The organism is Tabrizicola sp. (assembly GCF_031377265.1).
Lineage (GTDB): Bacteria > Pseudomonadota > Alphaproteobacteria > Rhodobacterales > Rhodobacteraceae > JAUYQR01.
The window spans coordinates 1-12,467 of sequence record NZ_JANMET010000378.1 but is presented as its reverse complement, the minus strand read 5'-3'; the positions used below and the strand labels follow the sequence as shown (position 1 = coordinate 12,467).

The window sequence follows — 12,467 nt, the reverse complement described above, 5'->3', positions numbered from 1 at the left end:
TGCACGGTCAGGGCCGAGCGGCAAGAGATGTCGCCCATCTGAGGATACTTCTTCACGCCACGAGATGCGAACCGGTTCCAGATGCTGCGGTCGGGGAACATCTCGTGCGTCCAGTCGCGCCCGTCGTCGAACTGGGTGCCGGGTGCCACTTCGAACGGTCCCATATCGGGTGTCACATCGACGCCGGTCAGATTGAACGCGAGCGAAGTGATCCGGCGGTCGCTCCAGGTGTCAACGGGTGCGGGGAAATCGCGGTGCCAGGGCTGGTTTTTCGCCCCCTGGAACGGGGTGTCGAAACCGATCTCGACGATACGGTAATCGGGGCCGAGGACAGCGCTGCACATTGCCACGACCCAAGGGTGGGTGGTCAATTCGACGAAGCCGCCGAATTCCTGCGGATGGATCTCGACATACCAGCGCCGCGGCCCGCGTCCAATCGCGCCACCGGGGCGCTGGATCGCCTTCCAGAAGGCGGTCATCATGTCTTCGCGCATCGCGTCGGCGAAATCGCGGCTGAAGGCGCCTTTCCGGCCTATGATGCCATCACGGTTCAACGTGTCCACGTCCGCACTGATGTCGGGCGTGGCGTCCGTCAGATTGGCTCCGGTCTCTGCGGTTTCAATACTCAACTTAGTTCCCCCGATCCAATATGATCTTATCAGTTATAGCCGGTCGACCCTTCCAAGCAATCGGCGACAATGAAGCGGCCTCCGAATGGCCAAGCGCTGACGAGTTGCATCAAGCCCGGGGCGAGGGCATATAGAACCTGTCCCCGGAAGGAAGATCGCATGAACTACCTCGAGTTTGAAAAGCCCCTCGCCGAGATTGAGGGCAAGGCCGAAGAGCTGCGCGCCATGGCCAAGACCAACCCAGGGATGGATGTGTCGAAAGAGGCCGAAGGGTTGGACCGCAAGGCAGATGCTGCGTTGCGCGATCTCTACAAGAATCTGAGTGCGTGGCAGAAATGCCTGGTGGCGCGGCACCCGGACCGGCCACATTGCAAGGATTACATCGAAACCCTGTTCACCGAATTCACCTCGCTTGCCGGGGATCGTGCCTTTGCTGATGACCACGCGGTGATGGGGGGGCTGGCCCGGTTCAACGATCAGCCCGTGCTGGTGATCGGTCAGGAAAAGGGCAACGACACCAAAAGCCGGATCGAACGCAACTTCGGCATGGCGCGGCCTGAGGGATATCGCAAGGCGATCAGGCTGATGGATCTGGCGGACCGGTTTCACCTGCCGGTGATCACGCTGGTCGACACGCCCGGCGCCTATCCCGGCAAAGGCGCCGAAGAGCGTGGGCAGGCCGAAGCGATTGCGCGGTCAACCGAGAAGTGCCTTGCCATCGGCGTGCCGCTGATTTCGGTGATCATCGGCGAAGGCGGGTCGGGCGGGGCCGTGGCCTTTGCCACCGCCAACCGCGTGGCGATGCTGGAGCATTCGGTCTATTCGGTGATCACGCCGGAAGGCTGTGCGTCAATCCTGTGGAAAGACGCCGAACGGATGCGCGAGGCGGCAGCGGCATTGCGGCTGACGGCGCAGGACCTGCAAAAGCTGGGCATCATTGACCGGATCGTCAAGGAACCACTGGGCGGGGCCCAGCGCGCGCCGAAAGAGGCGATCGATGCGGTGGGCAAGGCGATCGAGATGATGCTGAAGGAATTGTCGGGCAAAAAGCCGGACGCGCTGATCAAGGATCGGCGGCAGAAGTTCCTTGAGATGGGGTCGAAGGGCCTGGCCGCGTGACCAACCCTTGGGTTCTGGTCCTGTTGGCGGGGATACTGGAGATGGTCTGGGCGCTGGGCCTGAAGTATTCTGACGGTTTCACCCGGTTCTGGCCCAGTGTGATTACCGCAATCGCGGTGGTGGGCAGTTTTGTGCTGCTGAGCACGGCGATGAAATCGCTGCCGGTGGGGACGGCTTATGCGGTCTGGGTCGGGATCGGGGCGGCGGGCACGGCGATTGCGGCGGTGTTCCTGTTTGACGAGCCGGTGAACGCGATGCGGGTGGCGGGGGTGGCCCTGGTCATCGCGGGGATCGCCGTGCTGAAGTTCGCATGACCCGGGCGGTGATTCTGGCGGCGCTGCTGGCGGGGCAGGTACTGGCTTTTCCGGTGCTGGCGGAAGGCACGCTGGAAGGGCGGCTGGTGACGTTTACGGTGGAAACCTGGGACGATCCGGCAGCACCGATATTCATCGCACGCGGGCGCACGGTGATGGTGGGCAGCGGCGTGGAATTCGGGCTGGACCGGGAGGGGGGGACTGCGGGGCTTGATGTGGTGCCGGTGACCGTAGAGATCGGGCCGACGCGGATCGAGTTGAGCTACCCTGCGGGAATCGGGCGGTTTTATGTGGCAAAGTTCAACGGCTATGTGCTGCGGTTCGAAACCGACTGCGCGCTGTTTGATGCCGTGGCGGTGGACCCCAAGGGCACCACGATGCCGGTGAAGCCCGGCGATGTGCGGGCCGAGGGTGGCGCGCTTTTCATCAACGTGTCGGGGCTGGGCTACGGGCCAAGCTCGACGCTGGCGATTGATCTGGCGGTGGCGGACTGCCCGCTGAGTTGACGGCTACCACATCGTCTTGGCGGCGCGTCCGGGCCAGGCGGCATCATAGGCCTGCCCGTCGATGCCGCCTGCGGTAATCTCGCGCAGCATGTCGCCGACCGATGGCAGGCCGACGGATTGGTCGCCCGACGTCCACAGTCCCGAACGGATGAGCGCGCGGGCGCATTGGGAATAAACCTCGGCGGTGCGGATGACGATGACGGTGCGGGGCAGGGCGCTGTCGCGGGCAAAGCGCTGGCGGAGGCTTGGGTCGGCAGTCAGGCGGGCGGTGCCGTTGATGCGCAGGACGTTGTTGGCGCCGGGGACCATGAACATCAGGCTGACCCGACCGTCGCGGACGATATTGCGGAGGGAATCAATCCGGTCGTTGCCTTTCCAGTCGGGCATGGCCAGCGTTTGCGGATCAAGGATCGCAACCACCGGCCCGTCATCGCCGCGCGGTGAGCCATCTGTGCCGTCGGGGCCGACGGTGGTCAGCACGCAGAACCGCGACCGTTCGATCCAGGCGCGGTAGGCGGCGGTCAGATGCGGGGTGACCTTGACGGTCGCGGGCTGGCTGGGGGTGCCGTAATGCGCGTGCAGCGCGTCGGTCGAGGTGATCCAGTCCATCACGGGCCTTTCGGGGGCTTGGTCTTGGGTTTTGGCGGCGGCAGGGATGCTGCGACGGCCCGCAGCGCCATGATGACCCCATCGGGATCATCCAGCGCGTCCGTAACCAAGAGGTGACCCTTTGCACCGGGATAGGGGGCGCCAAGCGGGGTGCTGGGAAGGGCTGTCACTGCGCCGGGCGTTGCCTTGACGAAAAGCTGGTCATCGCAGACCAGCGCCACGACCTTGCCATCCAGATACAGCGCGTATTCGCCAAACATCTTGCGGGCGGACAGCGGCAGCGCGGCGAGGGTATCCAAGAGATGGTCGATGGTGGTGGCGGCGGTTGACATCTCAGACCCCCTTGAAGCCGGCCTCGGCCATCAGCCGGTCTGAGGCGGCTTCGACGCTGGATTCAAGTTCGGCCATGAATTCTGCCACGGGTTTTCCGGGAAGGATCGGCGGCAGGAATTCCACGACGGCAAGACCGGGGTGGCGCAGGATGCCGCGTTTGGGCCAGAACACACCGACATTGGTGGCCACCGGATAGCAGGGCTGGGCAAGTTGTTCATACAGCAGGCCAGAGCCGACTTTGTAGGGCTTGGCGACACCCGGCGCGACGCGGGTGCCTTGCGGGTAGATGATAAGCTGGCCCGGCTCGGCTGCACCGGCGGCGACATCTGCCTTCATCTTGGCGATGGCCGCACCGCGTTTGCCACGGTTCACCGGCACAGAGCCGATGCGAAGCGCGTATTGCCCAAGGAACGGGGCGAAGATCAGTTCCCGTTTCATGATGAACTTGCCCGCCGGGACCGCATTGAAGATCAGCATGATGTCCAGAAAGCTTTGGTGCTTGGCTGCGACCATTGCCTCGGCATCCGGTGGGGTGCCGCGCACTTCGCAGCGCAGGCCGCACAGGATGCGGAGGGTCAGGAACACCCAGCGGCAGAAGGTCTTGCAGGCCATGCGCGCACCGTGGCGCGAAACCACCGCCCAGGGGGCAAAGCAAACGGCGATGACGGCCATCGCGATGTACATCTGCACGATGAACAGCAACGAGAGGAGCCAGCGGATCGCTATCATGTCAGCTCCTTCAATTTCGCAAAGGCGGCGCGGCGGGTGGAAAGAAAGGCAACTAAAGCTGCAATCGGTGGCAGGGCAAAAGGCCAGAGCCAGCCCAGACCGGTAAAGCCAAGCCCGGTCAGAAACCCGCCAGCGGCATCGGCTGCAGGCAGAAGTGCCACCCCGAGCAACCCGGCCGCAGCACCCACGGCCGCACCCGAAAGGGTGCGCAGGGTGAAGCGGCGCACGAAGGCGCGGGCAATGTAGCTGTCTTTGGCACCAACAAGACGCAGGACGCGGATCACCTCGGCATTGGCGGCAAGGGCGGCACCGGCCGCAAGGGTGATCATCGCGGCCATCGCGGCACCGATCAGACCAATCGACAAAACGCCCAGCAGGCGCAGGCGCACCGCGGCCTCGGCCAGCGGGCGACGCCAGCGGGTGTGATCGTCCAGCACCGCGCCGGGGGCCTCGGCGGCGAGGCGCTGACGCAGACCTTCGCTGTCATAGCCGGTCTCATCTTCGACGATCTCGATCAAGCGGGGGATGGGCAGGGTTTCCAGCGGCAGATCGGGGCCGAACCACGGTTCTAGCAATTTGCGCTGTTCGGCATCGCTGAGGGCGCGGGACGAGGCGACGCCGGGCGTGGTGGCAAGCAAGGCCAGGATCGCATCGGTCTGCATCTGCATCTGATCAGCCGGGGCGGACAGGCGGATGGTTGCGGTGCGGGCCAGGGCCCCGGACCAGCGTTCCGCCAACCGGCCCGACGCAAGCGAAAGCGCAAGTGCGAAGACACAAAGAAAGGTCATTGCGCCTGCGGTGAACGTGGTCAGGATTGCGGTTGGCCCGGAGGGTGGCACAACACGCAGCGGCGTCTTTCCCGGCGCTATCGGTTTGGAGGCGGGCTGCTTCACAGATCGGCACCCGCAAGTTGCACGCGCTGTTTGGAAATGCGCAGCACCCGTGCCGGCACCTGCGCCTTTGCCTGACGGATCAAGTTCAGATCATGGGTGGCAACAAGGATCGTCTTGCCCATCTTGTTAAGTTCGACCAGTAGGGCCAACAGGCGCAGCGACATCTCCCAGTCGACATTTCCGGTCGGCTCGTCTGCGAGGATCACGTCAGGGCCCACGATCACAGCGCGGGCCAGTGCGGCGCGCTGACGTTCACCCCCCGACAGTGACGGCGGCAATGCGTTGGCCAAATGCTTCAATCCTACCCAGCTTAGCAAATCGTCCAGATCCTGCGGGTCACTTTCCCGATCGGACACCGTGAAGGGAAGCGCCATGTTTGCCGCCAGCGACAGATGATCCAGAAACTTGCAATCCTGATGCACGATGCCAATCCGGCGGCGGGTTCGGGCGACATCGTCGCGCGACAGGCTGCGCACTTCGCGGTCAAACAGCGTGACGTGGCCGGCTGTCGGCAAAAGTTCGGCATAAGCAAGTTTCAGGAAGGTGGATTTCCCGGACCCGGACGGACCTGTCAGAAAATGAAACGAACCGGGGGCCAAACGCAACGACACGTCGGACAACAATTCGCCCCCGCCATAACTGTAGGCAACGTTATCAAAACTTATCAAGACAGTCTCCCCGCCGTATTTCGGGCCAATGTCGAGGCAGAAACGCCACACATTTGCGACGCAACTGCGCTTTCCATCGCACAGGGTTAAAGGATTACACAAGAGATAGACACAAACCCTTGGAGTAGCTGAAGATCAGCGTTACAAAAGAAACGGGGGAGCCGGAAATAGGCTTTGAGGGATTACAATGCGGTTGGTTTGCCCGAATTGCGATGCGAAGTATGAAGTGCCGGATGATGCGATCCCGGAAGGGGGGCGCGACGTCCAGTGCGCAAATTGCAGCCATGCCTGGTTTCAGATGAAGCCAAGCAAGGCGGCTGCTGTGGTTACCCCACCGGCCCCGATGCAGGAGCCGGACCCAGTGGTCGAGGCCGAAGCCGCACAAAAACCTGCAGATCCGGTACATGCACCCGAGGCCGCCCCCCAGCCAGTGCCCCAAACCGCAGCTGCGGCCTCCACGGGGTATGGCGTGGACGAATCCGTTCTGGCGATCTTGCGGGACGAAGCGGAGCGCGAAGTGAGCGCGCGCAATGCAGAGGGCCGGCCGCTTGAGATGCAGTCGGATCTTGGCATCGAAGCGTCGATGAATGCCGCCCAGAAACGCACGGCTACGCTGCGGGGCGAAGACGCTGAAGTGGCGGCAAAACCTTCGGCGCGGCGCGATCTGTTGCCTGACGTGGAAGAAATCAACTCGACGCTGCGCCCGTCGGAGCGCGCTGAAGTGGACGATGCCGAAGCGGGCGCAGCGGCGGAAGCCGAGCGCGGCCGGAGTAGCTTTCGCAGCGGTTTCATGATGATGATGGTGATTGCGGTTCTGGGGCTGGTTGCCTATCTGACCGCGCCGCAGCTGTCGTCGCAGGTGCCGGCCCTTGAACGCCCGTTGTCGGCCTATGTCGGATTTGTCGATATGATGCGGCTGCAACTGGACGGGTTGATGCAATCAGCCACCATGGCGATCAACGGCGAAGGCTGAGGCGGCGCGGCGGGTCAGGTGCTGTTCTAAGGCCAGGGTGCCGCGCTATTCGGTCTTGCCCCTCCCCCGCTGCCCCCTTATCCAAAAGCAGCCAAATTCCCGGGGGAGGATCCGCAGATGACCAACAACCAGCGCTTCGACAAATCGAAACTTCCCAGCCGGCATGTGACCGAGGGCCCGGCGCGCGCCCCGCATCGCAGCTATTTCTATGCCATGGGGATCACCGAGGAGGAGATTCACCAACCTTGGGTTGGCGTTGCCACCTGCTGGAACGAAGCGGCCCCGTGCAACATCGCGCTGAACCGGCAGGCGCAGATCGTCAAGCATGGCGTCAAGAAGGGTGGCGGCACGCCTCGGGAGTTCACCACCATCACGGTGACCGACGGGATCGCGATGGGGCATGAGGGGATGCGGTCGTCGCTGGCCAGCCGCGATGCCATTGCCGACACGGTGGAGCTTACGATGCGCGGGCATTGCTATGACGCGCTGGTGGGGCTTGCCGGCTGCGACAAATCGCTGCCGGGGATGATGATGGCGATGATCCGGCTGAACGTGCCGTCGGTGTTTCTGTATGGCGGGTCGATCCTTCCGGGCCGGTATCTGGGCCGCGACATCACCGTGCAGGACATGTTCGAAGCGGTCGGCAAAGTGCAGGCCGGGGCGATGTCTGAGGCCGAGCTGGACATCATGGAGCGGGTGGCCTGCCCGTCCAGCGGGGCGTGCGGCGCGCAGTATACGGCCAATACGATGGCCTGCGTGTCCGAGGCGATTGGTCTGGCCTTGCTGAATTCATCCGGCGCGCCTGCGCCCTACGAGAGCCGCGACCAGTATGGCGAGGCCTCGGGCGTGGCGGTGATGAACCTGATTGAAAAGAACATCCGCGCCCGCGATGTGGTGACTTTGAAGTCCCTGCAGAATGCTGCACGCGTGGTGGCCTGCACCGGGGGCAGCACCAATGCGGCGCTGCATCTGCCCGCGATGGCGCATGAGGCCGGGATCGACTTTGACCTGTTCGATGTGGCCGATATCATGCGCGACACGCCCTATTTCGTTAACCTGCGCCCCGGTGGCGCCTATGTGGCCAAGGATCTTTATGAGGTTGGTGGCGTGCCCGTGGTGATGAAGGAACTGGCCAAGACCGGGCTGATGCATCTGGATTGCATCACCGCATCCGGCCGCACGCTGGGCGAGGAGCTGGACGAGATCCGTGGCGAGGCTGATGGCCGGGTGATCTATCCGGTGTCGGCACCGCTGTCGAAAACCGGCGGCGTGGTGGGCCTGAAGGGCAACATCTGCCCAGACGGTGCGATCGTCAAAGTCGCAGGCATGACCGAGGAAGAGCAAGTGTTCAGTGGCCCGGCGCGGGTTTTCGAATGCGAGGAAGACGCCTTTGCCGCCGTAAAGGCGCGCGAATACAAGGAGGGCGAGGTGATCGTCATCCGTAACGAAGGCCCCGCAGGCGGGCCGGGGATGCGCGAAATGCTGTCGACCACGGCGGCCCTTAGCGGGCAAGGCATGGGCAAGAAGGTGGCTTTGATCACCGATGGGCGTTTTTCGGGTGCCACACGGGGTTTCTGTGTGGGGCATGTCGGGCCGGAAGCCGCGCATGGCGGGCCGATAGCCCTGCTGCGCAATGGCGACATGATCACGCTGAACGCGCTGACCGGTGAGCTTTCGGTGGCGTTGAGCGATGCCGAGCTGGCCGCGCGCAAGGCCGACTGGAAGGGGCCGCGCAAGACGGCCTACACCAGTGGCGCGGTGCACAAGTTTGCCCGTCTGGTGGGCGGCGCGCGCTGGGGCGCGATCACCCATCCCGGTGCCAAGGGCGAGAGCCATGTCTACATGGATCAGTAGCCTTGCGCTGAGCCTGCTGCTGGGCGGTTGCGTGGCGGGGGGGGCGGGATCGCCCTCCGGATCAAGCTCGGCTTCGATCCTTGGGGGGAGCATCGTCGTGGCGGCCCCGCGCGGCTATTGCATCGATACGGCGGCCAGCCAAACGGCGGGTGAAAGCGCGGTAATGTTCATCGGGCGCTGCTCGGACTCCGCAGACGTGCCGGCAGCTGCAATCACGGCAACGATTGGCGAAACCGGGTCTGCGTCGGTGATGGCAGCGGGCACTGACGGGTTGGCGCGCTATTTCGCGTCAGCAGAAGGCCGCGCCGTGCTAAGCCGCGATGGCCGCGCCGAAACAGTGGCGGTGCAAGAGGTTCTGGCAGGCGATGGGGTCGTGATCCTGCATCTGAACGATGCCGCGATTGGCGAGTACTGGCGCGCCGTGCTGGGGATCAGGGGGCGGCTGGTAACACTTGCAGTGACCCCGCCCGAGGGGCGGCCGCTGACTTCGGCTGAGGGAAAACTGTTGCTGGACCGCACGATTACTGCGCTGCAGCGCGCAAACCCGCCCGCCTAGACAGAAAAAAGGATTCCTGTCGCGTGGTTTTGGCAGGATAACAAACGCGCCGCTGGTGAACAGCGGCAGGGACAAAACGCAATGGCAGAACGGTTCGGCAGCTTTCTGGAAGTCGTAATGCTCCGCAAGGCGCAGGAACGTTGGTCACGCGCCGCAGCACAAGCGCCCGAAATGGACCTGAACGCCCTGCGGATATGGCGCGGGCGGGCGCGCAGCCTGCGCCGCGAGGTTGACCGGGTGATCCATGCCGCCGAAGCCCGGCTGAGCGCGCCACGGATTGGCACAAACGAGCGAAAGCAGCTGGGCACCGACTGGATCTGGCGGCCCGATGTCTGGCGCGGGCCAGTCGCTTCGGCCGGGATTGCGGTCAGTACCAGCAAGACGCCGATCAGTGATGATGTGGTGCTGTTTCACGACTGCACCGCGCCGGAACTGGTGGTCCGGCAAATGCGCAACCGGGACCCTGCGGACCTTGCCGGATACGGGCTGACGGCCGAGATGTTCGGCTTTGACGGATCGTTCCTGTCGCTGGCGATCACCCTGCCGCAAGAGGCGGTTTCGGGACTGAGGCTGCGCCACGTGATCCGGCTGGAAACGACAATTGCGGTCAAGCGGCCGGTGGAGATCTTTGCCCGGCTCAACATCAAACATGGGCCGAACGTGGAGCAGATACTGCGTGAACTGCCAAGGTCCGGCCCTCAAGTGGCCGAGTTCGACCTTGCCTACAGCAAGTTTGATGAAAGGCGTGTGGAGAACATGTGGCTTGACCTGATCTTTGAGCGCCCCGCGATGAACCGGATCACATTGCGTGACGTGACGGTCAGCCGCCGCCCCCGCGCCGACATTTGAGGGCCGTGATGACAGCACAGAACGCGATGACACTGACCGGGACCCGCATTGTTGCAGGCGTCTGGGAGGGCATTCTGACCGGCGCGGGTGCAGAGGCGCCCGGGCTGGAGGTAACGCATCTGGGCCGGGCATTGGCCGGGGTGCAGGTTGGGGCAGCGGACAACGCGAGCTTTCTGGTGCGCGTGCCGATCCCGGCCGAGCTGTTGCACGACGGGGTGCAGACCTTTCTGATCAGTGCGCAGGGCCGGACGCTGGCGCATTTCACCGTGATCACCGGGGTTGCGATGGAAGACGATCTGCGCGCCGAGCTGGACATGCTGAAGCGCGCCTTCCGGCGGCATTGCGTGGAAACTGCGGGCTGAATGGTCAGGCCCAGGTGGGGTGAAACCTGCCTGCGGGCGAGAGGGTGAAAATCTCGCATCCTGTGGCGGTGACGCCGACCGAATGTTCATATTGCGCCGACAGGGATTTGTCGCGGGTGACGGCGGTCCAGTCATCGGCGAGGACCTTGGTTTCGGGGCGGCCAAGGTTCACCATCGGCTCGATGGTGAAGAACATGCCTTCCTCCAGCACCGGGCCGGTACCAGCGCGGCCGTAATGCAGCACGTTTGGCGGCGAATGGAACACCCGCCCAAGGCCATGGCCGCAGAAATCGCGCACCACCGACATGCGCTGGGCCTCGACGTAGGATTGGATCGCGTGGCCAATGTCGCCAAACGTGTTCCCGGGCTTCACCGCTGCAATGCCGCGCATCAGGCCTTCGTGGGTAACCTCGATCAGGCGTTCGGATTTGCGTGCAAGGGCGCCCGCCACGTACATCCGGCTGGTGTCGCCAAACCAGCCGTCGACGATCACGGTCACGTCGATGTTCAGAATATCACCATCCGCCAGCACCTTTGGCCCCGGGATGCCGTGGCAGACGACATGGTTCACCGAAATGCACGAGGCGTGCTGGTAACCCTTGTATCCGATGGTGGCCGAAGTCACGCCGCGCCGGGCAATTTCAGCGGTGATGAAATCGTCGATCGAGGCGGTGGTCACGCCGGGGGCAACCAGCGGGATCACGGCATCCAGAATCTCGGCGGCGACGCGGCCTGCGGTGCGCATGCCAGCGAAATCCGCATCCTCATAGATACGGATCCCATCCTTGGTGATGCGGGCGCGCATTTCGTCCACGGCTGTAGCCTTTCGTTTCGCCGCCTACATATGCATGGGCGATGGAAATGGCCATAGGGGCGGGCTTTGAAAGCCTGCGCCGCAAGGCTATACCCGAAGAAGTGAGCAGGGAGGCGGCAGGCGATGGCAAATCCGACAGCGGCAATGCTGGTGATTGGTGACGAAATTCTGTCGGGACGCACGCGCGATTCGAACATGTACACCCTTGCCGGAGAGTTGACCCGGATCGGCATTACCTTGGCCGAAGTGCGGGTTGTGGCCGATGATCACGCGGCCATCGTGGCGGCGCTGCGGGCGCTGTCGGCCAGCTTTGACCATGTGTTCACCAGCGGCGGCATCGGGCCCACGCATGACGACATCACCGCCGATGCCGTGGCGGATGCGATGGGGGCAAGCATTGGCCACCGGGCGGACGCCATGGCCTTGCTGGCCGCCCATTACGACCGCGCTGGCCTGCCGTTCAACGACGCGCGCCAGCGGATGGCGCGCATTCCCGAAGGGGCAGTGCTTATTGATAACCCGGTGTCGACGGCACCCGGCTTCACCCTGCGCAACCTGCATGTGATGGCCGGGGTGCCGAACATATTTCAGGCGATGCTGGCCAGCCTGTTGCCAAAGCTGACCGGTGGCGCACCCCTGCTGAGCCAGTCGCTGCGGGTGAACCGGGGCGAGGGCGAAATTGCCGGGCCGTTCGGTGATCTGGCGGCAGACTATCCGGCCCTGTCGATGGGGTCTTACCCGTTCCTGCAAAACGGGGCGCATGGCACCAATCTGGTGATCCGCGGCACCGACGCCGCCCTTCTGAATGAAGCGATGCTGAAACTGACGCGGATGTTTGGATGACCCCCGCCACCCTTGCCCGGATCATGGAGGACACATGGCCGGCGGCGTGGGTCTGGCCTTGCGGGCCGTTTTCATTGCGTGACGGGGCCGGGGGCGGCAAGCGGGTGTCGGCCGCATCGTGTGACGGTGTGTGGAGCGACGGTGATCTTGCGGCAGCCGAGGCGGAGATGGCGGTACCCCTGTTCCTGATCCGCGCCGGGGACAGCGCTTTGGATCTGGCACTTGCGGCACGCGGAGACCGGATTGTTGATCCGGTTGTGGCCTATGCGGCCTAGGTGGCGGACCTGACCGGCGATCTGCCCGCGCTTGCCGCCTTTGACCATTGGCCGCCCCTGCAGATTGCCCGCAGCCTGTGGAACGAAGGCGGGATCGGACCGGCGCGCGTGGCGGTGATGGACCGGGTGGCCGGCCCGAAG

Annotated in this window: 17 protein-coding genes and 1 pseudogene; 11 read left to right on the top strand and 7 right to left on the bottom strand. The window is 64.0% G+C overall.

The annotated features are described in order from the left end of the window. Positions 1 to 629 (bottom strand): phytanoyl-CoA dioxygenase family protein (locus RMO18_RS20250; protein WP_309668325.1); only part of this gene is annotated, 629 nt, incomplete at its 3' end. A 159-nt stretch (positions 630 to 788) separates the two neighbouring features. Here RMO18_RS20250 and RMO18_RS20245 point away from each other — a divergent pair. Genes RMO18_RS20245 through RMO18_RS20235 form a run of 3 tightly spaced genes read left to right on the top strand, consistent with a single transcriptional unit; the run spans position 789 to position 2,568 of the window. Then, on the top strand, positions 789 to 1,748 hold the full coding sequence (locus RMO18_RS20245) for an acetyl-CoA carboxylase carboxyltransferase subunit alpha (RefSeq protein WP_309668324.1): 960 nt from the start codon (positions 789 to 791) through the stop codon (positions 1,746 to 1,748). Then, entirely contained in the window at positions 1,745 to 2,062 is a 318-nt protein-coding gene (locus RMO18_RS20240; protein WP_309668323.1) for a multidrug efflux SMR transporter, read from the top strand. Before RMO18_RS20245 ends, RMO18_RS20240 begins: the two co-directional genes overlap by 4 nt. Further along, on the top strand, positions 2,059 to 2,568 hold the full coding sequence (locus tag RMO18_RS20235; protein ID WP_309668322.1) for a hypothetical protein: 510 nt from the start codon (positions 2,059 to 2,061) through the stop codon (positions 2,566 to 2,568). Before RMO18_RS20240 ends, RMO18_RS20235 begins: the two co-directional genes overlap by 4 nt. A gap of 3 nt (positions 2,569 to 2,571) precedes the next feature. Here RMO18_RS20235 and RMO18_RS20230 read toward each other — a convergent pair whose 3' ends face one another. Genes RMO18_RS20230 through RMO18_RS20210 form a run of 5 tightly spaced genes read right to left on the bottom strand, consistent with a single transcriptional unit; the run spans position 2,572 to position 5,800 of the window. Further along, on the bottom strand, positions 2,572 to 3,177 hold the full coding sequence (locus RMO18_RS20230) for a pyridoxamine 5'-phosphate oxidase family protein (RefSeq protein ID WP_309668321.1): 606 nt from the start codon (positions 3,175 to 3,177) through the stop codon (positions 2,572 to 2,574). Further along, positions 3,177 to 3,509 carry a TfoX/Sxy family protein gene (locus RMO18_RS20225; RefSeq protein WP_309668320.1) on the bottom strand — a complete coding sequence of 111 codons (333 nt, stop codon included), beginning with the start codon at positions 3,507 to 3,509 and terminating at the stop codon, positions 3,177 to 3,179. The genes RMO18_RS20230 and RMO18_RS20225 overlap by 1 nt, the downstream gene beginning before the upstream one ends. Position 3,510: 1 nt before the next feature. Then, entirely contained in the window at positions 3,511 to 4,239 is a 729-nt protein-coding gene (locus RMO18_RS20220) for a 1-acyl-sn-glycerol-3-phosphate acyltransferase (RefSeq protein WP_309668319.1), read from the bottom strand. Beyond that, on the bottom strand, positions 4,236 to 5,132 hold the full coding sequence (locus tag RMO18_RS20215; RefSeq protein WP_309668318.1) for a cell division protein FtsX: 897 nt from the start codon (positions 5,130 to 5,132) through the stop codon (positions 4,236 to 4,238). Before RMO18_RS20215 ends, RMO18_RS20220 begins: the two co-directional genes overlap by 4 nt. Continuing rightward, on the bottom strand, positions 5,129 to 5,800 hold the full coding sequence (locus tag RMO18_RS20210; RefSeq protein ID WP_309668317.1) for an ATP-binding cassette domain-containing protein: 672 nt from the start codon (positions 5,798 to 5,800) through the stop codon (positions 5,129 to 5,131). The genes RMO18_RS20215 and RMO18_RS20210 overlap by 4 nt, the downstream gene beginning before the upstream one ends. Positions 5,801 to 5,987: 187 nt before the next feature. Here RMO18_RS20210 and RMO18_RS21175 point away from each other — a divergent pair. The 6 genes and pseudogenes from RMO18_RS21175 to RMO18_RS20185 form a co-directional block, all read left to right on the top strand. Then, positions 5,988 to 6,083: pseudogene (locus tag RMO18_RS21175) on the top strand (zinc-ribbon domain-containing protein); the annotation flags it as partial. Between the two features lie 15 nt (positions 6,084 to 6,098). Then, on the top strand, positions 6,099 to 6,773 hold the full coding sequence (locus RMO18_RS20205) for a hypothetical protein (protein ID WP_309668316.1): 675 nt from the start codon (positions 6,099 to 6,101) through the stop codon (positions 6,771 to 6,773). A 117-nt stretch (positions 6,774 to 6,890) separates the two neighbouring features. Then, the gene (gene ilvD / locus RMO18_RS20200) at positions 6,891 to 8,627 is read left to right on the top strand and encodes a dihydroxy-acid dehydratase (RefSeq protein WP_309668315.1); all 1,737 of its coding nucleotides are present in this window, start codon (positions 6,891 to 6,893) and stop codon (positions 8,625 to 8,627) included. Then, positions 8,608 to 9,183, top strand: a complete 576-nt coding sequence (locus RMO18_RS20195; protein WP_309668314.1) for a hypothetical protein — start codon at positions 8,608 to 8,610, stop codon at positions 9,181 to 9,183. Before ilvD ends, RMO18_RS20195 begins: the two co-directional genes overlap by 20 nt. A gap of 81 nt (positions 9,184 to 9,264) precedes the next feature. Next, complete coding sequence (locus tag RMO18_RS20190) at positions 9,265 to 10,032, top strand: DUF6478 family protein (protein ID WP_309668313.1); 768 nt, start codon at positions 9,265 to 9,267, stop codon at positions 10,030 to 10,032. Positions 10,033 to 10,058: 26 nt separating this feature from the next. Continuing rightward, entirely contained in the window at positions 10,059 to 10,394 is a 336-nt protein-coding gene (locus tag RMO18_RS20185) for a hypothetical protein (RefSeq protein WP_309668312.1), read from the top strand. Positions 10,395 to 10,398: 4 nt separating this feature from the next. Here the strand turns inward: RMO18_RS20185 and map are convergent, their stop codons facing one another. Beyond that, the gene (gene map, locus RMO18_RS20180; RefSeq protein WP_309668326.1) at positions 10,399 to 11,199 is read right to left on the bottom strand and encodes a type I methionyl aminopeptidase; all 801 of its coding nucleotides are present in this window, start codon (positions 11,197 to 11,199) and stop codon (positions 10,399 to 10,401) included. A 132-nt stretch (positions 11,200 to 11,331) separates the two neighbouring features. Between map and RMO18_RS20175 the strand changes: the two genes are divergently transcribed. Together RMO18_RS20175 and RMO18_RS20170 are read left to right on the top strand one after the other, a co-directional pair. Further along, positions 11,332 to 12,051 (top strand): molybdopterin-binding protein, encoded by a 720-nt coding sequence (locus RMO18_RS20175; protein ID WP_309668311.1) that lies wholly within the window; start codon positions 11,332 to 11,334, stop codon positions 12,049 to 12,051. Then, the gene (locus tag RMO18_RS20170) at positions 12,048 to 12,326 is read left to right on the top strand and encodes a hypothetical protein (protein ID WP_309668310.1); all 279 of its coding nucleotides are present in this window, start codon (positions 12,048 to 12,050) and stop codon (positions 12,324 to 12,326) included. The genes RMO18_RS20175 and RMO18_RS20170 overlap by 4 nt, the downstream gene beginning before the upstream one ends. Positions 12,327 to 12,467 lie beyond the last annotated feature (141 nt).